Source organism: Micromonospora sp. NBRC 110038 (genome assembly GCF_020884815.1).
In the GTDB taxonomy this organism is placed as follows: domain Bacteria; phylum Actinomycetota; class Actinomycetes; order Mycobacteriales; family Micromonosporaceae; genus Micromonospora; species Micromonospora haikouensis.
The window spans coordinates 485,555-508,398 of sequence record NZ_BBOL01000001.1 but is presented as its reverse complement, the minus strand read 5'-3'; the positions used below and the strand labels follow the sequence as shown (position 1 = coordinate 508,398).

Here is a 22,844-nt window from a genome sequence, read left to right as displayed (position 1 = left end):
GGTGACACGGCGTGCACGGTGACACGGCGTGCACGGTGACACGGCGTGCACGGTGACACGGCGTGCACGGTGACACGGCGTGCACGGTGGAGGGCCGGGGCCGACCGTGCCCGGCTCCGGGCGGTCAGGCTTGATCCCTCCGCCGGTCACGGTCGGCCCCGGCCGTCGGTGGTCGCCCCGGGTCGCGGGCCGCGAAGGCCAGTCGGCACCGCCGCCCCGCACCTGATCGCCCCGCCATGTCGGCGACATAGCGGTATCCCACCCCCTCCAACCCCGCCATGTCGCCGACATGGCGAGCGACCCAAGCGGGCTGGCCCGGGACGGGGCAGACCCAGGGCAGAGCTGGCCCGGGACGGGGGCGGGTTGGCCGGGGCCACGCCCGGCTGGAGCTCCACCCGTCGCGCGCCGCCCAGTCGTCCCGGTGATCAAGAGAAAAGTGTCAAAGTTGATCGCGACGATGACGCAAACCTCTTGATCACCGCAGTGGGGGCGCCCGGTGCTCGCCCCTCGCCCGGAAGACGGGTGGCGGGAGGCGGGAGGCGGGAGGTGGGTGGGTGGGCGGGTGGTGGGTGGGTGGGTGGGTGCGCAGCCCGCAGGGCACGCGGCGGGGCAGGCCGTGGGGGCACCGCGGTGGGGCAGCGCGTTCGGGGCAGCGCCTGGCGTCGGGTGGAAGGGCCCGGACGGCGACGGGCGCCGCACCCCTGGGGGGTGCGGCGCCCGTCGTACGGGTTGACCGGGCGGGTCAGCGCTGGTCGAGGTTGCCCGCCTTGTCCTCCTGGTAGCTGGCCCCGTTGTCGGATTCGCTGGTCAGCGGCTTGGAGCCGCCCTCCGGCGGGCCGGCGAGGCTCTGGCCGGCGGCCAGCTCGGGGAACTTCGCGTCGAACGCGGGGCGCTCGGAGCGGATCCGGGGCATCCGGTCGAAGTTGCGCAGCGGGGGCGGCGAGGTGGTCGCCCACTCCAGCGAGTTGCCGTGGCCCCACGGGTCGTCGACCTCGACCACCGGGCCGGTCTTGTACGACTTCCAGCAGTTCCAGATGAACGGCAGGGTCGAGATGCCGGTGATGAACGCCCCGATCGTGGAGATCATGTTGAGCGTGGTGAAGCCGTCCTGGGGCGCGTAGTCGACGTACCGCCGGGGCATGCCCTCGTTGCCCAGCCAGTGCTGCACCAGGAACGTGGTGTGGAAGCCGATCATGGTCAGCCAGAAGTGGATCTTGCCCAGGCGCTCGTCGAGCATCCGGCCGAACATCTTCGGGAACCAGAAGTAGATGCCGGCGAAGACGGCGAACACGATCGTGCCGAAGAGCACGTAGTGGAAGTGCGCCACCACGAAGTACGAGTCGTGCACGTGGAAGTCCAGCGGCGGGCTGGCCAGGATCACGCCGGTGAGGCCACCGAAGAGGAAGGTCACCAGGAAGCCGATGGCGAAGAGCATCGGCGTCTCGAAGGTGATCTGGCCCCGCCACATGGTGCCGATCCAGTTGAAGAACTTCATGCCGGTCGGCACGGCGATCAGGTAGCTCAGGAAGCTGAAGAACGGCAGCAGCACCTGGCCGGTGGAGAACATGTGGTGCGCCCAGACGCTCATCGACAGGGCGGCGATGGCGATCGTCGCGGCGACCAGCCCCTTGTAGCCGAAGATCGGCTTGCGGGAGAAGACCGGGATGACCTCGGTGATGATGCCGAAGAACGGCAGCGCGATGATGTACACCTCGGGGTGGCCGAAGAACCAGAAGAGGTGCTGCCACAGCATCGGGCCGCCGGTGGCCGGGTCGTAGACGTGCGCGCCGAGCAGCCGGTCGGCGGCGAGCGCGAAGAGCGCGGCGGCCAGCAGCGGGAAGATCAGGATCGCCAGCAGGCTGGTGACCAGCATGTTCCAGGTGAAGATCGGCATCCGGAACATCGTCATGCCGGGGGCGCGCAGGGTCAGGATCGTGGTGATCAGGTTGACCGCGCCGAGGATGGTGCCCAGACCGGAGATGGCCAGGCCGACGACCCACATGTTCGCGCCGACGCCCGGCGAGTGCTCGGCGGTGCTCAGCGGGGTGTACGCGGTCCAGCCGAAGTCGGCCGCGCCACCCGGGGTGATGAAGCCGGCGGTCGCCATCGTGCCGCCGAACAGGTAGAGCCAGTACGCGAAGGAGTTCAGCCGGGGGAACGACACGTCCGGGGCGCCGATCTGCAGCGGCACCACGTAGTTCGCGAAGGCGAACACGATCGGCGTCGCGAAGAACAGCAGCATGATCGTGCCGTGCATCGTGAACAGCTGGTTGTACTGCTCCGGCGACAGGAACTGCAGCCCCGGGCGGGCCAGCTCGGCCCGCATGATCAGCGCCATCAGGCCGCCGATCATGAAGAACGCGAACGCGGTGACCATGTACATGATCCCGATCTGCTTCGCGTCCGTGGTGCGCAGCAGCCGCGCGATTGCCGACCCCTTGACCGGCTCTCGGACCGGCCAGGGCCGGGTCACGACCGGCTTGGGTGCGACGGTGGTCACGAGTGGCCTCCGGTTCTGGGTTGTCCCGCTCGGCACGCCCTGGTTATCTGCGAGCCGTCATCCGCAAGGAGGATAGTCCCCGGCAGGTGGGGGTGCCGCGTGGGGTGGCCGGCTACGATCACGCCCCGTTCGCGCGCGCTCGCGCCGGCGCGACCGACGGCCCCGCGCGCCCGTCGTCGGCGTCAGGGCAGATGCGGCGGGCGGCGAACACGCGGGCGCGACCGACCGCCCCACCCGCCGGGGCGACCGACGACCCCGCTCACACCGGCTTGACCAGCAACCCGTAGTGCGCGCCGAAGATCTCCGCCCCGCGCCGGCGCAGGAACGGGTCGCGCAGGGCCGGCGGCACGTCGCGGGTGCGGTTGCGGTCCCGGGTCCGGTCCCGCACCCACTGGGTACGCGGCCGACGGCGGCTCTCGTACGCGACCAGCGCCTCCTCGACCGTGTCGGTGGTGGTCAGCGACTCGGCCAGCACCACGGCGTCCTCCAGGGCCATGGCGGTGCCCTGCGACAGGGTGGGCGCGGTGGCGTGCGCGGCGTCGCCGACGAGCAGCACCCGCCCCCGGGACCACCGGCCCAGCTCGACCTCCTCGGTGATGCCGACGTGCACCTGCTCCAGGGCGTCGAGCACCTCGGGCACCGGGCCGGCGTACGCGCCGAACAGCCCGGTCAGCCGCGTGATGGGGTCGGCGGGGGCTACGGTGCCCACCTCGTCGGCGTAGCAGTAGAGCCGGCCGGCCCCGAGCGGCACGACGAGGAAGCCGGCCTGCTGGCCGAGCAGGGCGGTCCACTCGTCGACGCGCGGGCCACCCCGGACGACGCCGCGGTAGACGACGTGCCCGGCCGGGCGGGGCGCACCGCCGAGCGCGGCGAGGGCGCGCACGGTCGAGCGGGGGCCGTCGGCGCCGATCACCAGGTCGTACTCGGCGGTGGTGCCGTCGGCGAAGGTGATGCCGACGGCGGCCGGCAGCGGCTCGACCTCCCGCACCTCGACGCCGTGGCGGACCTCGCCGCCGGCCCCGGTGAGCAGCACCCGGTGCAGCTCCGACCAGGGCAGCGCGCGGCATTCGCCGACGTCCGCCCAGAGCGAGCCCAGGTCGACCTCGCAGAGCGGGTCGCCGGCGGCGTCGAGGAAGCACTGCCGGCGGATGATCTGCCCGAGGGGACGCACGGGGCCGTCGAGGTCGAGCCCGCGCAGGGCGCGGGCCGCGTTGCCGGGCAGGTAGAGACCAGTGTCGACGAGGGCCGAGGCCGGCAGGCGCTCGGTGACGTCGGGCCGGAGGCCCACCCTCCGCAGTGCCCGGGCCACGGCCAGACCGGCGATGCCCGCACCGACGACGAGGATGCGCAGGGGGGAGCCACCCATCGTGGTGTACGCCTCCGGGGGGTAGCGGCACGCGTTGGAGGCAAGACACTACTCGGTGCGATCGACGCACGCCAGGGCCGTTCGTCTCGGGCGGGTCGACCCTCGACGGGTTGCGTCGATTGCCGGGGGACGGCCCACGGACCGGCCGGCTGGGCGAAAAAGTTGTTCCGCGAGGTGAACGCCGTTCCGTCGGTACGCCGATCCATCGACGACCACTAAAGTGTTGGGGGTGACGGCGGACGACGCGCACCGGGCGGTGAAGTCGGCCGGTCGCGCGCTGGACGTGCTGGAGGCGCTGGCGGCGGCCGGCGGCCCGCGCCCGCTGGGCGAGCTGAGCCGGACGCTCGGCATCCCCAAGAGCAGCCTGCACGCGCTCCTGCGCACCCTGCTGTCGCGGGGCTGGGTGGAGACCGACGACGGCGGCGGCCGGTTCGCGCTCGGCCTGCGGGCCCTGGAGGTCGGCGCGGCGTACCTGGGGCGCGACGGCGCGACGGGCCTGCTGGGCGGTGTGCTCGACCGGCTGACGGCCCGGTTCGGCGAGACCGCGCAGCTGTTCCGGCTCGACGGCGGGTCGGTGGTGCTGCTGGCCCGGCGGGAGTCGCCGCACGCGCTGCGCGCGTACCACCCGATCGGCTGCCGACTGCCGGCGCACGCCACGGCGGCGGGCCGGGCGCTGCTCGCGCAGCGGCCGGACGACGCGGTGGACCGGCTACTGAGCTGGCCGCTGCCGGCCCGGACGGCGAGTACGGCGACCGGGCCGGCGTGGCTGCGCGCCGAGCTGGCGGCGGTGCGCGAGCGGGGCTGGGCGGCGGAGGCGCAGGAGTGCGACCCGGGGCTGGGAGCGGTCGCGGTGGCGATGCCGCTGCGGCAGCCGGCGACGGAGGCGATCGCGCTCTGCGCGCCGGTCGCGCGGCTGGGGCCGCAGACCCGGGCGCGGATGGCCGCCGCGCTGGTCGAGGCGGCCGCGCGGGTGGGCGCGGGGCGCCCACTGCTGGCCGGGGATTCGTGGCCGCCGTTCGACGGGCCGAACGGCGATCCTCCGCTAGCTTAACCGTTTCATTTGCGCAACGGTTTCAAACATGTAAATGTGTCGGCGGAGCGTGGGAGCGCTCCCGCGCCCACCTCCAGACCGCACCGCACCCCCGACCCGTCCCGACCGTTTCGCCGTCGCAGCAAGGAGCATCATGAAGCGTCCACTCCGCGCACTCGCGGCCGCCGGCCTCCTCGCGGCCGCCTCGATCGTCGCCGTCGCCGTCGGCGGCACCGCCTCCGCCGACACCCAGATCTGCGAGCAGTTCGGCTCGACGGTCATCGGCGGCAAGTACGTCGTGCAGAACAACCGCTGGGGCACCACCGCCCAGCAGTGCATCAACGCCACCAGCACGGGCTTCGAGATCACCACCCTCAACGGCAGCAGCCCGACCAACGGCGCGCCGACCGCGTACCCGTCGATCTTCGTCGGCTGCCACTACACGAACTGCTCGCCGGGGACCAACCTGCCGGTGCAGGTCAGCCAGATCAGCAGCGCCCCCAGCAGCATCAACTACCGCTACGTCAGCGGGGCCATCTACAACGCCTCGTACGACATCTGGCTCGACCCGAGCCCCAAGCGGGACGGGGTGAACCAGATGGAGATCATGATCTGGCTCAACCGGCAGGGCCCGATCCAGCCGATCGGCTCCCCGGTGGGCAACGCCAACATCGCCGGTCGCAACTGGGAGGTCTGGCGCGGCAACAACGGCGGCAACAACGTGATCTCCTACGTCGCGTCGTCGGCGATCCCCAGCCTGAGCTTCGACGTGCTGCACTTCATCAACGACACCCGCAACCGCGGGGCGATCACCAACTCCTGGTACCTGACCAGCATCCAGGCCGGCTTCGAGCCCTGGCAGGGCGGCGCCGGGCTGGCCGTGACGAACTTCTCGCAGAGCGTCAACACCGGCGGCACCCCGCCCACCACCAACCCGACCCCGCCCCCGGGCACCGGCGCCTGCGCGGTGAAGTACACGGCCAACTCGTGGAACAACGGCTTCACCGCCGACGTGCAGATCACCAACACGGGCACGGCGACGCTCAACGGCTGGACGCTCAACTACAACCTGCCGGGCGGGCAGCAGATCACCGGCTCGTGGAACGCCACCGTGTCCCAGAGCGGCTCGGCCGTGACGGCCCGCAACATCAGCCACAACGGCACCCTCGCCCCGGGCGGCACGGCCACCTTCGGCTACCAGGGCACGCTGAGCGGCGCATACTCGTCGCCGAGCAGCTTCACCCTCAACGGCATGACCTGCACCCGCTCCTGACCAGCCACCGCACGACGGGGGCGGCCCGGTCTCGGGCCGCCCCCGCGCCGTGGGTCGGGCCCGCCCCCGGGTGGACGTCAGCCGCCGAGGGCGTCGATGTCGCGCATCTCCTCGGCGGTCAGCGAAAAGCCCCAGATGTCGGCGTTGGTGCGGATCCGCTCCGGGGTGACCGACTTCGGGATCACCACGATCCCGTGGTCGACGTGCCAGCGCAGCACCACCTGGGCCGGCGACACGTCGTGCGCGGCGGCGATCCGGGTCAGCACCGGGTCGGACAGGTCTGTGGTCTTGAACGGGCTGTACCCCTCCAGCACCACGCCCCGGTCCCGGTGCTCGGCGTGCCGCCGCCGGTCGTACAGCGCGGGACCCCAGCGGATCTGGTTGACCGCCGGGACCTCCCCGGTGGCCTGGATCAGCTCGTCGAGCTGCGCGGTGCCGTAGTTGCTCACCCCGACGGCGCGGGTCAGGCCCTCGTCCCGCGCGGCGAGCAGTTCCCGCCACACCGGGATGCTGTCCGACGCCGCCGACGGCGGCCAGTGGATCAGCCAGAGGTCGACGTGGTCGAGGCCCAGGGCGCGCAGGCTGGCCTCGATCGTCTCGCGCTCCCGACCCACCCGGTCGGGCGGCAGCTTCGTGGTGACGAAGACGTCCTCCCGGCGCAGGCCGCTGTCGCGGACCGCCCGGCCCACCTCCGCCTCGTTGCCGTACATGGTGGCGGTGTCGACGTGCCGGTAGCCGGCGTCGAGGGCCGCGAGCACCGCCGCGTGCCCGGCCTCGCCGGTGGCCTGCCAGGTGCCGAAGCCGAGCAGCGGCATCCGCACGTCGCCGGGAAGCAGAACGGTGGGCTGGTCGAGGGTGTCCATGGCCGCTGTCCTACCCCTGATCGGGCCGGCCATGCCGCCCACGGACGACCGGCACACCGCACCGCGACGACCGGCGCACCGGCACCGCGACGACCGGCGCAACCGCACACCGGCCTGCGCGCCCGTCCGGTTCGACGGAGAATGCGGGGGTGGCCGACCGCCTGGAGGAGTACCGCCGCCGGCGGGACGCGCAGCGGACCCCCGAGCCGGTGCCGCAGCGTCCCCCGCGCCGCCGCCGGGGTGCCGGCGACGGGCGGCGGGCCCGGTTCGTGATCCAGCAGCACCACGCCCGCCGGCTGCACTGGGACCTGCGGCTGGAGCACGAGGGCGTGCTCGCCTCCTGGGCGGTGCCGCGCGGGCTGCCCCGGGAGCCGGGCCACAGCCACCTGGCCGTGCACACCGAGGACCACCCGATGGAATACCTCGACTTCCACGGCGAGATCCCGGCCGGCGAGTACGGCGGCGGGAAGATGATCATCCACGACGCCGGGACGTACCGCAGCGAGAAGTGGCGCGACGACGAGGTGGTCGTGGTGCTCGACGGGCGGCGCACCAGCGGCCGGTACGTGCTGTTCGCCACGGGCGGGCGGGACTGGCTGGTCCGCCGCACCGATCCCGCGCCGCCGGGCTGGAGCAGCATGCCGGAGCTGGTCCGCCCCATGCGCCCCACCCGGGCCGCCGGGCTCCCGCGCGACGCCGCCGACTGGGGGTACGAGCCCCGCTGGGACGGCGTCCGGGCGACGGCGTACGTCTCCGGCGGCCGGCTGCGGCTGAGCGACGACTCGGGCGGGGACGTCACCGGGGCGTACCCGTGGCTGCGGGAGCTGGCCGAGGAGCTGGCACCGACGGAGGCGGTCCTCGACGGCGTGCTGGTCGACATCGACCGGCGCGGCCGGGTGCGGCCGGCCCGACCCGGCGGCGGCCGGCGCTCCGACCCGGCGGGGCAGTACCTGCTGTTCGACCTGCTCTGGCTGGAGGGCGCGCCGAGCGCCGACCTGCCGTACGCGCGCCGCCGCGAGCTGCTCGACGGCCTGGCCCTGGCCGGCGCGCACTGGCAGACCCCGCCATGGTTCCCGGGCACCGGGGTCGAGGCCCTGCGGGCGGCCCGCGAGCAGGGGCTGCCCGGGGTCGTGGCCAAGCGGCTGGACTCGGCGTACGAGCCGGGGCGGCGCAGCCGGCGCTGGCTGAGCATCGACGCGACCACCGCCGCCAGCATCGACGCGACCTGACAGCTCCGAGCCGAGGGCGGGAGAACGCACCGTGTACCTGACGCACCTGGAGTGCCCGCGCTGCGGGCGGGCGTACCCAACCACGGAGCCGCAGAACCTGTGCGCCTGCGGCTCGCCCCTGCTGGCCCGCTACGACCTCGCGGCCGTGGCCGCCGCGGTCACCCCGGAGCGGTTCGCGCTGCGCCCGGCCGACCTGTGGCGCTACCGGGAGCTGCTGCCCGTGGCCGACCCCCGGCACGTCACCACGCTGGGCGAGGGCTGGACGCCGCTGCTGCGCGCCCCGGCGTACGGGGCCCGGATCGGCATCCCCGACCTGATCGTCAAGGACGAGGGGCTCACCCCGACGGGGTCGTTCAAGGCGCGGGGCGCCGCGGTCGGCGTGAGCCGGGCCCGGGAACTGGGCGTACGGCGGATCGCCATGCCCACCAACGGCAACGCGGGCGCGGCCTGGGCGACGTACGCGGCCCGCGCCGGCCTCGCGTCGACCATCGTGATGCCGCTGGACGCGCCGGCCATCTGCCGGCGGGAGGTGCTGGCCGCCGGGGGCGACCTGCGCCTGGTCGACGGGCTGATCAGCGACGCCGGCCGGCACGTGGCCGCGCTCGTGGCGGCGGCCGGCGGCGCGGTCTTCGACGCCGGTACGCTGCGCGAGCCCTACCGGCTGGAGGGCAAGAAGACCATGGGGTACGAGATCGTCGAGCAGCTCGGCTGGCAGGTGCCCGACGTGATCGTCTACCCGACGGGCGGCGGGGTGGGGCTGATCGGCATCCACAAGGCGATGCAGGAGCTGCACGGGCTGGGCTGGATCACCGACCGGCCGCCCCGGCTGGTCGCCGTGCAGTCGACCGGCTGCGCGCCGATCGTGCGCGCCTTCGCCGCCGGGGAGGACCGGGCACGGCCGTGGGCCGACGCGCGCACCGTCGCGTACGGGATCACCGTGCCGGCGCCGCTCGGCGACGAGCTGATCCTGGCCGCGCTGCGGGCCAGCGCCGGCACCGCGATCGCGGTGGACGACGCGGAACTCCTGGCCGACCTGCGGCACTTCGGCGCGGACGAGGGGCTGCTGCTCTGCCCGGAGGGGGCGGCCTGCCTGACCGCCGCCCGGCACCTGCGCGAGGGCGGCTGGATCCGGGCCGGCGAGCGGGTGGTGGTGCTCAACACCGGCGCCGGGCTGAAGTATCCGGAGACGGTGGACGTCTCGGCGGCCCCGGTCGTGGCCTGACCGGCCGGGCGCAGCGGGCCGGGTCAGCTCGTGGTCGGGTCGGTCAGCCGCCACGCGGCGTTGACCAGCCCGATGTGCGACAGCGCCTGCGGCGTGTTGCCCAGGTGGGCGCCGGTGCCCGGGTCGATCTGCTCGGGCAGCAGCCCCACGTCGTTGGCGTGCCCGAGGAGTTGCTCGAACAGCCGCCGGGCGCGGTCCCGCTCGCCGGTCAGCACCAGGCACTCCACCAGCCAGAACGAGCACAGCAGGAAGCCGGCGGGGTCGGTGGACCAGCGCCGCACCAGGCCGTTGCCGGCGCCCAGCTCGCGCTCGACCGCCTCGATGGTGGCGCGCATCCGGGGATCGGTCGCGTCGGCGAAGCGCACCAGGGGCAGCAGCAGCGCCGAGGCGTCCAGCTCCGGCGAGCCGAAGGCCCCCGTGTACGCGCCGACCCGCTCGTTCCAGCCCTCCCGGAGCACGGTTGCGCGGATCTCGTCGCGGGTCGCCGCCCAGCGGCGCGGGTCGGCCCGCCCGCCGAGCTGCGGGGCCAGCGCCACCGCCCGGTTCAGCGCCACCCAGCAGAGCACCTTGGACGACAGGTAGTGCCGGTCGGCGTCCCGGGTCTCCCACATCCCCCGGTCCGGCAGCCGCCACGTCACGGCCACCTGGTCGGCGAGGCCGACCACCATCTCCGCCAGCTCGTCGGCGAGCGTGTCGCCGAGCTGCTCGTGCAGCCGCCAGACCGCCGAGATCACCTCGCCGGGCACGTCGAGCTGCCGCTGCCGCCAGGCGTCGTTGCCGAGGCGGACGGGCCGACTGTCGGCGTATCCCCGCAGGTGGAGGCAGTCGTGCTCGGAGAGGTCCCGCTCCCCCTCCAGCCCGAACAGCACGGGCACCGGCGCGTCGCCGATGCGGCCGATCGAGCGGGCCGCCCAGGCGAACAGGCGCGACGCCTCCTCCGGGCAGGCCGCCACCCACAGGGCGCGCATCGTCGCCGCGAAGTCGCGCAGCCAGGAGAACCGGTAGTCGTAGTTGCGGTCGCCGCCGAGGCGTTCCGGCAGCGAGGTGGTCAGGGCCGCGGCGACCGCGCCGCTGCGGGCGTACGTGAGGCCGGTGAGCACCACCGCGCTGTGCCGCACCTGCGGGACGTACTCGCCCTCGTAGTGGTGGGACTCGCGGAACGCCTGCCACGCCCGGGTCGTGTCGGTGAGCGCGGCGACCGGGTCGAGGCGCACCGGCGGGTCGCCGTACGCCGGGGCGTACGCGAGGGTGAAGCCGACGGTCTCACCGGCCGCGACCGCGAACTCCTGCCGGACCCGGTCGCGGTCCGCGCGCAGGGCGGGCCCGGTCCCGGCCAGCACCAGCACCGCCGGGCCGGCGGCGGCCAGCACGCTGCCGTCGGCCTGCTCGTGCAGGTACGGCGTGAGCAGGCCGTGCTCCGGCCGGGGCGCGAGGTCCAGGCCCATCCGGACCCGGCCGGTGAGCCCCTCGACGACCCGCAGCAGCACGGCCGGGGAGTTCATGCCCAGCTCGTGGCCGCGCGCGCCGGCCTCGGCGGCGAGCGCGTCGGTGACCGCGACGCTGCCGGAGGGGGTGTGGTGGACGGTGCGCAGCACCAGCGTGTCCGGCCGGTACGCCCGCTCGACCCGCGACGGCGCGAGCGGGGCGAGCCGCCAGTGCCCGGCCGCCGGGTCCAGCACCCGGGCGAGGACGGCGGACCCGTCGAACCGGTCCGGGCACCACCAGTCGACCGAGCCGTCCCGGCCCACCAGCGCGCCGGAGCGGCAGTCGGACAGGAACGCGTAGTCGGAGATGGGCGGCTGTTCCACCCGGCCGGGGTACCCGCGCCGGCCCGGATCAGGCAGCGGGACCCGACCCGGGCGGCGGACCGGTCAGGCAGCACGGCGCGGACCGGGCGGCGGGGCCGGCCCGGCGCGCGAGCGGGCCGGGCCCCGGCCGTCGGCTCAGGAGGTGGGCGGCTCGTCCTCGCCGGCCGCCTCCGCCGCGTCGGCCTCCTCCTTGGTGTGGTGGACGGCCTGGTCGGCGTGCTCGGGCGGCCCGTAGACGGTGTAGAGCACCAGCGGGTTGGGGCCGGTGTTGACGAAGTTGTGCTTCGTGCCGGCCGGCACCACCACGAGGTCGCCCTGGGCGACCTCCTTCTTCTCCCCGGCGACGCGGGCCTCGCCCGTGCCGCTGACGAAGGTGAGGATCTGGTCGATGCCCTCGTGGACCTCCTCGCCGATCTCGCCGCCCGGCGGGATCGTCATGATCACCAGTTGGGTGTGCTCACCGGTCCACAGCACCCGCCGGAAATCCGGGCTCTTCTCGGCGACGGTCGCGATCGTGAAATGCTCCATGGCCCGCACATACCCGGTCCCGCCCCGCGTCACGCCGGGAACGACGGATGGTGGAATTTCCCACTGATCCGAGGTTTGGACCCGCCCGGACCGGGCATCGAGGTCTCGACCGACGCACCCGTTCGGTCGAGCCAGGTCCCCGCCGGCGTACCGCCGTACGGCTGCGGTGGTGGGAGACGGCCGGAGCGCGGCGACGTTACGACCCCCGGGTCGCGGCGGCGCCGTGCGCTCCTGTCCGGAGCCGGCCACCGAGCGCCGTCCGATCACGGACTCGGGCCGCCCGCGCGGCCAGCCGGCGCGCGTCAGCGGTCGCGGTGCAGCCAGGCCAGCAGGTCCGGTGGGGCGAGGGCGGCGGTCCGCGCCCGGTAGCGGGCCAGCGTCGCCGCGTCCAGCAGTTCCCGGCCCTGCCCCGAACGGCCGCGCCGGAAGAAGGCGTTCCGGTCCTTCAGCACCCCCGCCGGATCCGGGACCAGCAGGTCCGCCCGCTCGCGCATCCGGTCGAAGGTGGCCGCCTCGACCAGCTCCGGCCAGCGCGGCTGCGCCACCTCGACGCCGAGCCGCCCGGCCAGGGCGCGCATCTGCCCCGCCAGGTCGGCCACCAGGTCGTCGTAGTGCACGAGGGTCACGTTGGGCCGGTCGCGACGCCCCCAGGCGTCGCCCAGGTGCCACAACACCCCCTGGAGCGAGTCCAGCTCCGCGCGCGGGTCGACCTCGCGGTCCACCCACCGTCGCAACGACTCCACCAACGGGGTACGCGGGGCGGGCAGCCCCGCCGGGGCGGGCCGGCCGGTCAGCTCCGCCAGCCGCGCCCGGTCGAGGTTGCCGCTCTGGTGCCAGAGCGAGACCGCCCTGTCCAGCGGGTGCCGGGCCACCACCACGTAGTGCGCCCGGTCGTCCAGGGGCACGCCGTCGAGCGGGGTGTGGGTCTTGACGAACCGGCGGTGCCGCTGGGCGGCGAGCCGGGCGTACACCTCGTCGCGGGGTTCGGCCAGCCAGTCCAGCCAGGGCGAGAGGTGCGACAGCGGGGCCGGCAGGTCGGGCGTGCCGAACACCAGCAGGGCGCAGATCATCTGCATCCAGGTGGTGCCGCTCTTGGACCGGGTGCTGATGACGATGTCGCCGTCGCGGAACGGGAATCCGGCCCAGCGGGCGCTGTCTTCTTCGGACGATCGGTAGCGAAAGGGCGCGTCGGGCATCCGGGGATCGTACGATCGCCCCTGGCCGGACGCCCGGCATTTGCCGCAGGCCCTGTGACGAGCGCCGATGTGTCGCTACATTGAAGTATGGTGCCCGCCCACGGGAGCCGGGCGGCGGAACCGGTCTACCATCCCATCCTCGCCTGCCACCGCGGCGAACTGGAGGCGCTCCGCCACCTCGACAGCGCCACGGCCGCCCTGATCGCCCCGGTCCTCGACGTGTCCATCCTGGACCGCGCCCTCGCGGAGGCGTTCACCCGGCTCCCGCCCGGGCTGCTGCCGGCGGTCGACGTCACCGCCCTGCCCGACGGGCCCGACGCCGAGCTGGCCCGGTGGAACGTACCGCTGGTGCCGGTGGCCGGGCTCGCGGACAGCGACGCGCGGCTGGCCGCGCACGGCGTGGCGGCCCGGGCGTACGCCGGGCGGTTGGTGGTGCGGCTGCGGGCCCGCAGCGACCGGTATGGTCCGGACGCCGCGACGGCCTCGGTGGAACGGATCTGGCGGATCACCCGGCTCGTGCCCGAGCAGTGCGAACTCCTCGTAGACGCCGGGGACGTCTGCTGCCCGGCGGACGTCCGGCTGGCCGAGCCGCGCGTCCGACGACTGGTGGACTGGGCGCGGCGGCACGCCTGGCGGTCGGTGACGGTGGCGGCCGGTGGGCTGCCGCCGACCGGGTCCGGGTTCCCCACCGACGAGCCGGTCCGCCTGGAACGCTGGGACTGGCTGCTCTGGCGTCGGCTGGCCGACCTCGGCGTCCGGTACGGCGACTACGCGGTCGGCTGCGCGGTGCCCGGCGGCGAGCCGCTCTCCGACCGCCTGCCCACGGTCCGCTACACCACCGACCGGGAGTGGTGGCTCTACCGCTGGTCGCGGCGGGGCGGCCGGGGCGACGAGCGGGTGGCCGACCTGTGCCGGACGCTGGTGTCGGCGGCGCACTGGCCGGCGGCCGGGGCGGCCTTCTCGTGGGGTGACCACGAGATCCTGCGTCGGGCCCGGCGGGTGGCCGGGGCCGGCTCGACGACGAACTGGGCGGCCTGGAGCACCTCGCACCACCTGGCCCACGTGCTGCACCAGCTCCGGCACGGCGGCGAACGCCGCCCCACCGTACGGCCCGCACGCGCGGCGGGCCGGCGCGGCGAGGGGCCGGCTATTTCTCGGTGAAGCCGAACTGCACGACCCCCTCGTCGTCGACGGTGGCGTCGACCGAGGTGTCGGTGAGCAGGTCGGCGGCGTCGGAGTCGAGGAAGATCCGGGCGCCCTGGTGGTCGACCACCTGGTCGCCCTGGACGGGCTCGGGCACCAGTTCGATCGTGAGCGAGCCCGCGTCGGTGTCGGCGGCGATGCGCAGGCCACCGCCCTCGGCGACGTCCTCCTGGGCGGCCAGGTCGCGGATCACCAGCACGGCGTTGTCGGTCATGGTCAGCATGGACACTCCTCGTGGATTCTCGGTCGCGGTCGGCGCAGACCGGGCTCAGCCCGCGGACGATCACACGGGGGAGCTCGGGTGACGGCAGGGCCGTCACCGGGCGGAACGGGGCTGCTCGGCACACGCCCCTGCACCCACCGTGCCCGCTGCGGCCGCATCCGTCAAATGGAACGAGTTCGATCACCCCTTGCGGCGGAACCGGCTCCGAGCTGCCCGGATGCTCCCTAGGCTGAAGCCATGGACGACGCGAGGCGGTACGCGGCCGAGTTCGTCGGCACCCTGCTGCTGGTCTTCTTCGGCGTGGGCAGCGCGGTCTTCGCCCAGGTCCAGGGCGGCGTGGTGGTAGTCGCCCTGACCTTCGGCTTCATCGTGCTGGCGCTGGTCTACACCATCGGCCCGCTCTCGGGCTGCCACGTCAACCCGGCGGTGACCCTGGGGGTGCTGCTGTCGGGAAAGATCTCCCCGGTCGGCGCGGTGGCGTACTGGATCACGCAGTTCGCCGGTGCCACGGTGTCCGCTTTGATCATCTGGGGGCTGACCCGGTGGGGCGGCGTGGTGGACCAGACCGGCGCGCTCGGCACCAACGGCTACGGCGCGCACATCAACCTGGGCGGCGCGGCCGTGCTGGAGACGGTGCTGACGTTCCTGTTCGTCCTCGTCGTGCTGGTGGTGACCAGTCGGGCCGAGCATGCCGGGTTCGCGGGGCTGGCGATCGGGCTGGCCCTCGCGGCCTGCATCGCCGTCGGCCTGACCCTCGACGGCGCCTCGGTCAACCCGGCCCGGTCGTTCGGCCCGGCGGTGTTCGAGGGTGGCGCGGCCCTGCGGCAGCTGTGGGTGTTCGTCGTCTTCCCGCTGCTCGGTGGCGCGCTGGCCGCCCTCGCGGCACCGCTCGTGGTGCGGCGCAACCCGCACTACCGCGCCGACCCGGAGGAGCCCACCGGCCCCGCACCGAGGACCGCCTGACCCGGCCGACGGGCGCAGGACCGGGACGAAAGACGCCCGCCTGCGCCGCCGGGAACCCTTGGCACCTCCCGATTCGGCACTAACCTTCGCCCGATGGGGTTGGCCGGCAGAATTCTCCATGGCAGCATCAGCGCATGCAGCGTTGCGCCGCAGGCCCCGAACGGGTGCAGGCGTCACCTGTCAGACCGGCCCGGGCCCCTTCCGGGTGCGGAGGAAGGGGCCCGGGCCCACGGGCGCCCCACGGATCGACGGGCGCGTCAGGCGCCGGGGCGGTCCGGCGGGCGCACCGTGGCGGCCGGGTCGCCCCGCTCGATCAGCAGGTCTATCTCGGCGGCCCGCAGGCCCCGCAGGGCGAGCACCCGCCGGCCCCAGCGGTGCAGCCGGCAGGGGTGCGGGCTGGCGTCGTTGCGGCAGACCGTCCCGCCGGACCAGCGCCGGGGGGCGTGCACCACGACCGCCCGCACCGCGAACTGGGCGTCCTCCCCCGTCACGTACGGCGGCAGTGGAATGTCCCACAGCCCGTCCCCGGACTCCTCGCGGGCACCGGGGACGGCTGCGGAACGGACGGCACGGGTGGGGGTGGCGGTGCTGCTCATCGGGCAAGCCTCCACAGAGGACGGACGGACCAGGTCAGCGGAAAACCTACGACCGTCCAGAGGCGGCATGACGGACAAACTGTCCCGACCGGCGGGTAGGCGCCGACCACCCGGAACCGGCTCAGCGCAGCGCCACCGCCTGCAGGTTGACGTTGCCGCACCCGCCGAAGGTGGCCTCGACGGTCCAGGTGAGCAGCAGCTTCGCCCCCTTCGGGGCCCGGAACCGCACGGTGAACTCGGCGGTGTGCGTGGTGTGCGGATCCTCCAGCCGGCGGACGGTCGTGGCGCCGCCGCTGGACAGCCGCGCCTCCAGCCGGCCGCGCGCCATCCACAGGCCGGCGTAGAGGCGCACGGTGCGGGCCTCACCCCCGCCGTCCACGGCGAGCGCGAAGCCGCTGCCGACGCCGCAGGCGGAGACGCCGGTCGTGGTCGCCGTGGACGACGTCACCGGCGAACCGTCGCGCCAGCTGAACGTCTCCGGGCTGACGTCGTGGCCGACCCGGTCACCACGGCCGCCCTCGTCGGCGATCTCCCCCGAACCGTCGCGCTTGCGGACCGTCGAGTCGGCCCCCCGCAGTCCCCAGTGGACCCAGTCCCGGGTGCCCGCCGCGGTCAGGTCGACGTCGGCCGGCACGTCGGCCTGGGCGACGTCGAGGTGGACCGCCGCCGGTTGCGGCGCCACCGGGCTCGACGGCGACGGCGGCGGGGCGGTCGGGGTCCGCTGCCGGGGACGCAGGCCGGGCGTGGCCGCGTCGGCCGGCGAGCCCGGGCGGTCCACCACCGGGAACCCGCCGCTGGGCCGGCCCGCGGGGGCCGGCAGCACGGCCTCGTCGTCCGGCCCGGCGGCGGGGCCGCCCGGCGCGGCGGCGTACACCCCGAGGGCGACGAGACAGGCGAGCACCACCAGGCCCTCGACCGCCCACCGCCGGCGCTGCCGGGCCCGGGCCAGCCGACGCTGCTCCGAGCGCGTCCGGCCGTCGGCCGGCTCCCCGACCCGGTACGGCGGGTCGGGCACCCCCCGTCCACCAGGGCCGACGCCCCGCGTGAGGTCTTCCTGCGCCACCTGGCCTCCACTCCCCACCCGGTGTCCCGGTCCCGGCGACCGCCGCACACCGGCGTGAGCCGTATCACGTTGGCACCACCCCCGCCCGGACGCCAGGGGTGTCCCGCCGGGCGTTTCCACTTCGTTACCGTCCGGTAGGGACCGGCGCACGACCGGATCACCGGCGACCGGGCGGGCTGCGCCACGGTGCCGGTTCACCGGACGGGCGCGGGAACGTCGGCGGGGGTCAGCCGGACGGGCGCCGACGTCGCGGCGAGACAGGCAGGGCGCACCGCGACGCGCCGAGGCGGTGGTGGCGCCGCCGGCTGCGCTGAGCGTACTGGAGGTCACGTTAAGCGCGAAAGCGGCGAAGTCCACGAACCGGGGCGGGCCCCGGTCGAGCCGCCGGTCAGCCCACCTGGAAGCCGAGGGCCCGCGCCAGCAGCACCGCCTGCTCGGCGTCGATCAGCGCGCCGGCCCGCTGCACCGTCGTCGGATCCAGCGCCGACAGGTCGCTGCCCCGCAGGTCGGCGCGCAGCAGGCGGGAGCCGTGCAAGTGGGCGCCGGAGAGGTCGACGCCGGTCACCGTGGCACCGGTCAGATCGGCACCGGCCAGGTCCGCCTCGCGCATCCGGACGTCGGTCAGGCGCACCCCGCGCAGGTCGGCACCGGGCAGCGCCACGAACGACCAGTCGCCGCCGTCGACCCGCAACGGCCGCAGGTCGCACTGCTCGAAGCTGCTGCCGACCAGCTTGCAGCCCGTGAACTCGGCCTCGAACAGGTTGCACCGCTTGAACACGCAGCGGGTGAAGGCCGAGTCGACGTGGCGGGAGGCGTTGAACGCCACGTTGCCGAAGACGCACTCGGTGAAGACCGCACCCCGGCTGACCGCCTCGGTCAGGTCGACGTGGAAGAACTCGCAGCGCACGAAGTGCCGGTCGGCCAGGTCCTCGGCGTACCAGTCGTCGTGGCGGAAGGTCGCGTCCTCGGTGGGCTCCGGCACCCGGCCAGCCTAACGGCGGCCACCGACGTCTTCCGCGCGGCGCGTACCGGCTAGTAGGTTCGGTGGGTGAGCCTGGCCCTGCGCACCGACCCCGACCGCATCGGCTTCGACCCCGCCCGGCTGGCGCGGATCGACGAGCACTTCGGCAGGTACGTCGACGACGGCCGGCTCGCCGGCTGGCAGATCGTCGTCACCCGCCGGGGCGAGATCGCCCACTCCGCCACCTACGGCATGCGCGACCGGGAGGCCGGGCTGCCGGTCGAACCGGACACCATCTGGCGCGTCTACTCGATGACCAAGCCGATCACCTCCGTCGCGGCGATGATGCTGTGGGAGGAGGGCCGCTTCGAGCTCACCGACCCGATCGGCCGCTGGCTGCCCGAGTTCGCCGACGTCCGGGTCTACGACAAGGGGCCGGTGACCAAGCCGTACACGGTGCCGGCGGTCGAGCCGATCCGGATCTGGCACCTGCTGACCCACATGTCCGGCCTGACGTACGGCTTCGCCCAGGTCTCCGTCGTCGACGGGCTCTACCGGGCGGCCGGCTTCGACCTCGGCGTGCCCGTCGGGGCCGACCTGGCAGCCGCCAGCCAGGGGCTGGCCCGGCTGCCGCTGCTGTTCCAGCCCGGCACCGGCTGGAACTACGGGGTCTCCACCGACGTGCTCGGCCGGCTGATCGAGGTCGTCTCCGGGCAGCGCCTCGACGAGTTCCTCGCCGCACGCATCTTCCGGCCGCTGGGCATGACCGACACCGGCTGGTGGGTCGAGGAGGCCGACGCCAAGCGGCTCGCCGCGCTCTACTTCCCGCACCCCGCGACCGGGCAGGCCATCCGCGCCGACGCGCTCGGCCGGCTCGCGCTGACCGCGCCCGACTTCCTCTCCGGTGGCGGCGGGCTGGTCTCCACCGCCGCCGACTACCACCGGTTCACCCAGTTCCTGCTGCGCGGCGGGGAGTTGGACGGCGTACGCCTGCTCGGGCCCCGCACGGTGCGCTTCATGACCCGCAACCACCTGCCCGACGGCCGCGACCTGGCCTCGTACTCGCCGACCGGCTTCGCCGAGACGGTCCTCGACGGCATCGGCTTCGGCCTCGGCTTCGCCGTGGTGCAGGACCCGGTCCCGTCCCGGGTGCCGAGCAGCGCCGGCGAATACTACTGGGGCGGGATGGCCAGCACCGCCTTCTGGGTCGACCCGGCGGAGGAGGTCACCGCCATGCTGTTCACCCAGCTCATGCCGTCGAGCACCCATCCGCTGCGGCCCCAGCTGCGCCAGCTCGTCTACTCCGCCCTGGTCGACTGAGCCGGGTCGGTGGGCCCGCCGCCCGCCCCGTCGTCGACGCCGGGGAAGCGCGGCCGGGATCGCCGGAACGGCACCGCCGGGCCCGGCCGGCTCCTAGCCTGGGGCCATGAGCAACGTCGTGGTGTTCGGCGCCGGGGGCACGGCGGGGTCGCGGATCACCGCCGAGGCGGTCGCCCGGGGCCACCGGGTGACCGCAGCCGTACGCCGCCCCGAGGCGACCAGCTACCTGCCGGCCGGGGTCGACCTGGTGACCGGGGACGTCACCTCGGCGCACAGCGTGCGGGAGCTGGCCCCGGCCGCCGACGTGATGGTCGTCGCCGTGGGCGGCGACGAGGGCCGGGCGCTGTGGCGGGACGCGGCCGAGAATCTCGTCACCGTGCTGCGGGAGGTGCCGAACCCGCCCCGGATCATCCACGTCGGCGGCGGGGCGACCCTGCTGACGCCGGGGGGCACCCCGTACCTGGAGGAGCCCGACTTCCCCGAGGAATACCGGGACTCCGCCCTGGGCCAGGCCGACGCCCTGGCCTGGTACCGCTCGGCTGCCGACGGGGTCACCTGGACGTACGTCTCCCCGCCGCCGCTGGAGTTCCACCCCGGTGAGCGCACCGGCCACTACCGCACCGGCCTCGACGAGCCGGTGACCGACGAGCGGGGACGCGCGGCCCTGAGCTACGAGGACCTGGCCGTCGCCGTCGTCGACGAGATCGAGAACCCGCGCTTCGAGAACATGCGCTTCACCGCCGGCTACTGAGCCCGCCGGCTTCAGTCGGCGAGGCGGGCCGGGAAGCCGCCGGTGGCGATCGGGCCCCAGCCGTCGATGGTGACCCGGATCAGCGACTTGCCCTGCCGGACCATCGCCGCCCGGTACTCGTCCCAGTCGGGGTGCTCGCCCGAGATGCTGCGGAAGTATGCGACCAGCGGTTCCAGCGCCTCGGGCAGGTCGAGCACCTCGGCGGTGCCGTCCACCTGCACCCACGGCCCGTCCCAGTCGTCGGAGAGCACGCAGGCCGAGACGCGCGGGTCCCGCCGGATGTTGCGGGCCTTCGCCCGCTCGGGGTAGGTGGAGATCACCAGCCGGCCCTCGGGGTCCACCCCGCACGCCACCGGGGAGGACTGGGGGCGGCCGTCGGACCGGGTGGTCATCAGCAGGACCCGGTGCCGGGGACGGATGAAATCGATCAGGGCGGCCCGGTCGACCCGGGTGTTGCTCGCGATGCTGCGTGCCATACCCGTTTCTACCAGCAGCGCCGTCAGCTCGGCCGGGCGGTGCTCCGCCCGGCCGCCGGCTGGGCGGGCACCCGGGGACGCACCGTGGGCCGCCAGGCCCGGCCGTTGGCGTAGATCACCCGGAAGCCCAGGTACGCCGCCAGCGGCGCCCAGTGCGCCGAGCCCATCCGCAGCTCGGCGGCGTTGTGCCGCTGCCCGTTGGCCAGCACGTCGAGCAGCACGGTCTCGAAGGCCGCCGACTCCACCCAGTCGACCTCCCGGGTGAACCCGCAGATCAGCGCCGCGCCGGTCTCGTCGAGGAAGTCGCGCAGCGCGGCGTCGGACGCCCGCAGCACCGAGCAGCTGCCGAAGTAGAGCCGACGGCCGTCGCAGCGGCCGGCCATCCGCTCGGCGACGTCGGAGAGGTCGACCGAGTCCCAGTCGGTGAGGCAGAGGCGGCTCGGCTCGCCGTGCATGGCGAAGAAGCCCACCCGGTAGTCGGCGTACTGCTTGAGCAGCCAGCGGTCGAGGAAGTAGAACAGCTCGTCGCGGGTCGCCGCGTCCTTGTGGATGAAGCGGATCTTGCCCAGCCGTTCGAGGAGTTCCAGGGTCGGCAGGACCGAACCGCGTTCGTTGAGGTCACGGTGCCACTGCCCCTCGACACAGAAGACACCACCGCGCGCCACCAGCCACCTCCCCGAGCCCCCGCTGACGTTACCGCCAGCCGCCGCCACCTCGGGGATCACCCTCCGTACGACCCGACGCGACCCCGCATCGTCCTGCCGTGGGATCCCCGATCGCGCTCGATCAGGGGAGAGTGGCGTCACTGGCGGCGGGAGGCCACTCGATCCGTGATCGGGCACGACCTGACCACGCCGCACCCCCGCACTGTCCTGGAGACAAGCGATCCTGGGAGCAGTCGGCCCCTCCGGGGGCGGAATCTTCCAGGGTCGGAGCCGACGGGAGCCTCCGCGGGTCCAGGCCGATCGCGATGCGTACCCGGATGGGGTCTTTCGCAGCAGGTCGGAGCGGAAACGGCCCGGTCGCGAGGGGCAACCCCCACGACCGGGCCGACGCGACGTTCCCCGTCAGCTCGCCCGAGGCCAGCGCGGCGCGGCGGCGTTGGGCGGCACCGGCCGGCTGGGCAGGCCGGGCCGGACCACGGGCCGCCCGGTGGGCACGGAGACCCGCCCAGGCGCAGGGGGCACCCGTCCAGGGGGTGTCGGCACCCGCCCCGGCGGAGTGGGCACCCGCCCGGGAGGTGTCGGCATGCGCCCCGGGGGCGTCGGCATGCGCCCCGGCGGTGTCGGCATCCGTCCGCCGGACGCGGAGACCCGGCCCGGCGGCATGGGCGTACGCCCGCCCGGGTTGGCGGCGCGGCCCGGTGGCGTCGCGCCCCGCCCGGACTGCGTGGCCGCCGGGTGGGCGGCGGGCCGGTCGGCGCGCGACGGACCGGTCGCCGTGAACGGGAACGGCACGTGCACGAACGGGTTCCCGTGCCGGATCAGGGCGTCGATCTGACGCCCGTTGAGGCCGTGGGCCTCCAGCACCCGCCGGCCCCAGCGGTGCAACCGGCAGGGGTACGACGCTCCGTCGTTGCGGCACAACGCCCCCGACGGCCACTCCTCCGCGGTGTGCACCACCACCGCCCGGACCGCGAGCCGGACGTCCTCGGGTGTCAGGGACGCCGGGACCGGCACCTCACCCAGCACTTGGTCGATGGGATCCGTCGACTGCTCACCAACTCGCACGGCAGGCCTCCCGCAGCTCGGCAGCGGTGCGGCCGACCCGCCGCACCACATCCTCGCGCAGTGGTACGGCGCGCGGGGGCGATGAGTTCAATCGCGGTAGGCGGTCAGCAGATCCTCCGCCGACAGCGCCCGCACCCCGTCCACGTCGACCCCGGCGCGCGACACCGCGACCAGTTCCGTCCGCTCGTCCGCGCCGGGCAGCAGCGACCGGTGCAGCAGCAGCCGCCCGAGGTCGTGACCGTCGAACGCACGCCGCTCCAGCCACTTGATCGAGCCCACGAAGGTCACCCGCCGGGCCACCGGCTCCCGGTCCGCGCCGACGAGGCCGATCTCGGGGTTGTTCGTCCGGGTCCAGAACCCGCCGACGGCCGATGTTCCCTCCGGCAGCCGGTCGGCGGGCAGCCTGCGCAACGCCTCCCGGACGGCGGGTTCGATCGCCCGCCCCCGCCAGGTCGTCCAGGAGGTGGTGATCCGGGCCAGCGTCAGGTCGCCCCGCCCCCGTGAAACAACCAAGTTCGACGAATCAGCGGCGATGCCAAAGTC

General features: G+C 74.4%; 22 protein-coding genes. 8 read left to right on the top strand and 14 right to left on the bottom strand.

All coding sequences use genetic code 11. The annotated features are described in order from the left end of the window. Positions 1-742 precede the first annotated feature (742 nt). Together ctaD and LPU61_RS02120 are read right to left on the bottom strand one after the other, a co-directional pair. Positions 743-2,500: a cytochrome c oxidase subunit I gene (gene ctaD, locus LPU61_RS02125; protein ID WP_043962167.1), complete on the bottom strand. Its 1,758-nt coding sequence runs from the start codon at positions 2,498-2,500 to the stop codon at positions 743-745. Positions 2,501-2,759: 259 nt separating this feature from the next. Beyond that, positions 2,760-3,866, bottom strand: coding sequence for an FAD-dependent monooxygenase (locus LPU61_RS02120; protein WP_229403920.1), 1,107 nt, complete (start codon positions 3,864-3,866; stop codon positions 2,760-2,762). Positions 3,867-4,095: 229 nt separating this feature from the next. Here LPU61_RS02120 and LPU61_RS02115 point away from each other — a divergent pair, with 229 nt between their 5' ends. Together LPU61_RS02115 and LPU61_RS02110 are read left to right on the top strand one after the other, a co-directional pair. After that, entirely contained in the window at positions 4,096-4,917 is an 822-nt protein-coding gene (locus LPU61_RS02115; protein ID WP_229403919.1) for an IclR family transcriptional regulator, read from the top strand. 133 nt (positions 4,918-5,050) lie between these two features. Further along, the gene (locus LPU61_RS02110; protein ID WP_043962164.1) at positions 5,051-6,169 is read left to right on the top strand and encodes a cellulose binding domain-containing protein; all 1,119 of its coding nucleotides are present in this window, start codon (positions 5,051-5,053) and stop codon (positions 6,167-6,169) included. 77 nt (positions 6,170-6,246) lie between these two features. Here LPU61_RS02110 and LPU61_RS02105 read toward each other — a convergent pair whose 3' ends face one another. Further along, on the bottom strand, positions 6,247-7,032 hold the full coding sequence (locus LPU61_RS02105; RefSeq protein ID WP_043962163.1) for an aldo/keto reductase: 786 nt from the start codon (positions 7,030-7,032) through the stop codon (positions 6,247-6,249). Between the two features lie 149 nt (positions 7,033-7,181). Between LPU61_RS02105 and LPU61_RS02100 the strand changes: the two genes are divergently transcribed. Continuing rightward, positions 7,182-8,261: a DNA polymerase ligase N-terminal domain-containing protein gene (locus tag LPU61_RS02100; RefSeq protein WP_043962162.1), complete on the top strand. Its 1,080-nt coding sequence runs from the start codon at positions 7,182-7,184 to the stop codon at positions 8,259-8,261. Positions 8,262-8,292: 31 nt separating this feature from the next. Next, complete coding sequence (locus tag LPU61_RS02095) at positions 8,293-9,483, top strand: threonine synthase (RefSeq protein WP_043962161.1); 1,191 nt, start codon at positions 8,293-8,295, stop codon at positions 9,481-9,483. A 23-nt stretch (positions 9,484-9,506) separates the two neighbouring features. Here the strand turns inward: LPU61_RS02095 and LPU61_RS02090 are convergent, their stop codons facing one another. The 3 genes from LPU61_RS02090 to LPU61_RS02080 form a co-directional block, all read right to left on the bottom strand. Further along, positions 9,507-11,291 (bottom strand): glycoside hydrolase family 15 protein, encoded by a 1,785-nt coding sequence (locus tag LPU61_RS02090; protein WP_043962160.1) that lies wholly within the window; start codon positions 11,289-11,291, stop codon positions 9,507-9,509. 135 nt (positions 11,292-11,426) lie between these two features. Beyond that, positions 11,427-11,819, bottom strand: coding sequence for a cupin domain-containing protein (locus LPU61_RS02085; RefSeq protein WP_007075021.1), 393 nt, complete (start codon positions 11,817-11,819; stop codon positions 11,427-11,429). Between the two features lie 302 nt (positions 11,820-12,121). Further along, positions 12,122-13,015 carry a sulfotransferase domain-containing protein gene (locus LPU61_RS02080; protein WP_229403918.1) on the bottom strand — a complete coding sequence of 298 codons (894 nt, stop codon included), beginning with the start codon at positions 13,013-13,015 and terminating at the stop codon, positions 12,122-12,124. Between the two features lie 87 nt (positions 13,016-13,102). Between LPU61_RS02080 and LPU61_RS02075 the strand changes: the two genes are divergently transcribed. Continuing rightward, positions 13,103-14,176: a beta family protein gene (locus LPU61_RS02075; RefSeq protein WP_199485982.1), complete on the top strand. Its 1,074-nt coding sequence runs from the start codon at positions 13,103-13,105 to the stop codon at positions 14,174-14,176. On the opposite strand, the gene LPU61_RS02070 is transcribed toward LPU61_RS02075, so the two are convergent. Beyond that, complete coding sequence (locus tag LPU61_RS02070) at positions 14,163-14,441, bottom strand: iron-sulfur cluster assembly accessory protein (protein WP_043962158.1); 279 nt, start codon at positions 14,439-14,441, stop codon at positions 14,163-14,165. The two genes, LPU61_RS02075 and LPU61_RS02070, sit on opposite strands and share 14 nt — an antisense overlap. 237 nt (positions 14,442-14,678) lie before the next feature. Between LPU61_RS02070 and LPU61_RS02065 the strand changes: the two genes are divergently transcribed. Next, positions 14,679-15,404, top strand: a complete 726-nt coding sequence (locus tag LPU61_RS02065) for an MIP/aquaporin family protein (protein WP_043962157.1) — start codon at positions 14,679-14,681, stop codon at positions 15,402-15,404. 257 nt (positions 15,405-15,661) lie between these two features. Here LPU61_RS02065 and LPU61_RS02060 read toward each other — a convergent pair whose 3' ends face one another. The 3 genes from LPU61_RS02060 to LPU61_RS02050 form a co-directional block, all read right to left on the bottom strand. Continuing rightward, the gene (locus LPU61_RS02060) at positions 15,662-16,000 is read right to left on the bottom strand and encodes a hypothetical protein (protein ID WP_043962156.1); all 339 of its coding nucleotides are present in this window, start codon (positions 15,998-16,000) and stop codon (positions 15,662-15,664) included. Positions 16,001-16,121: 121 nt separating this feature from the next. Continuing rightward, positions 16,122-17,063, bottom strand: a complete 942-nt coding sequence (locus LPU61_RS02055) for a hypothetical protein (RefSeq protein WP_229403917.1) — start codon at positions 17,061-17,063, stop codon at positions 16,122-16,124. A 388-nt stretch (positions 17,064-17,451) separates the two neighbouring features. Next, positions 17,452-18,045: a pentapeptide repeat-containing protein gene (locus LPU61_RS02050; RefSeq protein ID WP_229403916.1), complete on the bottom strand. Its 594-nt coding sequence runs from the start codon at positions 18,043-18,045 to the stop codon at positions 17,452-17,454. A 72-nt stretch (positions 18,046-18,117) separates the two neighbouring features. Between LPU61_RS02050 and LPU61_RS02045 the strand changes: the two genes are divergently transcribed. Further along, complete coding sequence (locus LPU61_RS02045) at positions 18,118-19,344, top strand: serine hydrolase domain-containing protein (protein ID WP_374199614.1); 1,227 nt, start codon at positions 18,118-18,120, stop codon at positions 19,342-19,344. Between the two features lie 106 nt (positions 19,345-19,450). Further along, on the top strand, positions 19,451-20,095 hold the full coding sequence (locus LPU61_RS02040; protein WP_043962152.1) for an NAD(P)-dependent oxidoreductase: 645 nt from the start codon (positions 19,451-19,453) through the stop codon (positions 20,093-20,095). Positions 20,096-20,106: 11 nt separating this feature from the next. Here LPU61_RS02040 and LPU61_RS02035 read toward each other — a convergent pair whose 3' ends face one another. The 4 genes from LPU61_RS02035 to LPU61_RS02020 form a co-directional block, all read right to left on the bottom strand. Beyond that, on the bottom strand, positions 20,107-20,571 hold the full coding sequence (locus tag LPU61_RS02035) for a PPOX class F420-dependent oxidoreductase (RefSeq protein ID WP_229403915.1): 465 nt from the start codon (positions 20,569-20,571) through the stop codon (positions 20,107-20,109). Between the two features lie 23 nt (positions 20,572-20,594). Beyond that, positions 20,595-21,236, bottom strand: a complete 642-nt coding sequence (locus LPU61_RS02030; RefSeq protein ID WP_043962150.1) for a DUF6642 family protein — start codon at positions 21,234-21,236, stop codon at positions 20,595-20,597. 402 nt (positions 21,237-21,638) lie between these two features. Next, a complete protein-coding gene (locus tag LPU61_RS02025) occupies positions 21,639-22,262 on the bottom strand; it encodes a hypothetical protein (protein ID WP_229403914.1) in 624 nt (207 codons plus the stop codon). 126 nt (positions 22,263-22,388) lie between these two features. Then, complete coding sequence (locus LPU61_RS02020; RefSeq protein WP_043962148.1) at positions 22,389-22,814, bottom strand: DUF234 domain-containing protein; 426 nt, start codon at positions 22,812-22,814, stop codon at positions 22,389-22,391. Positions 22,815-22,844: the final 30 nt, after the last annotated feature.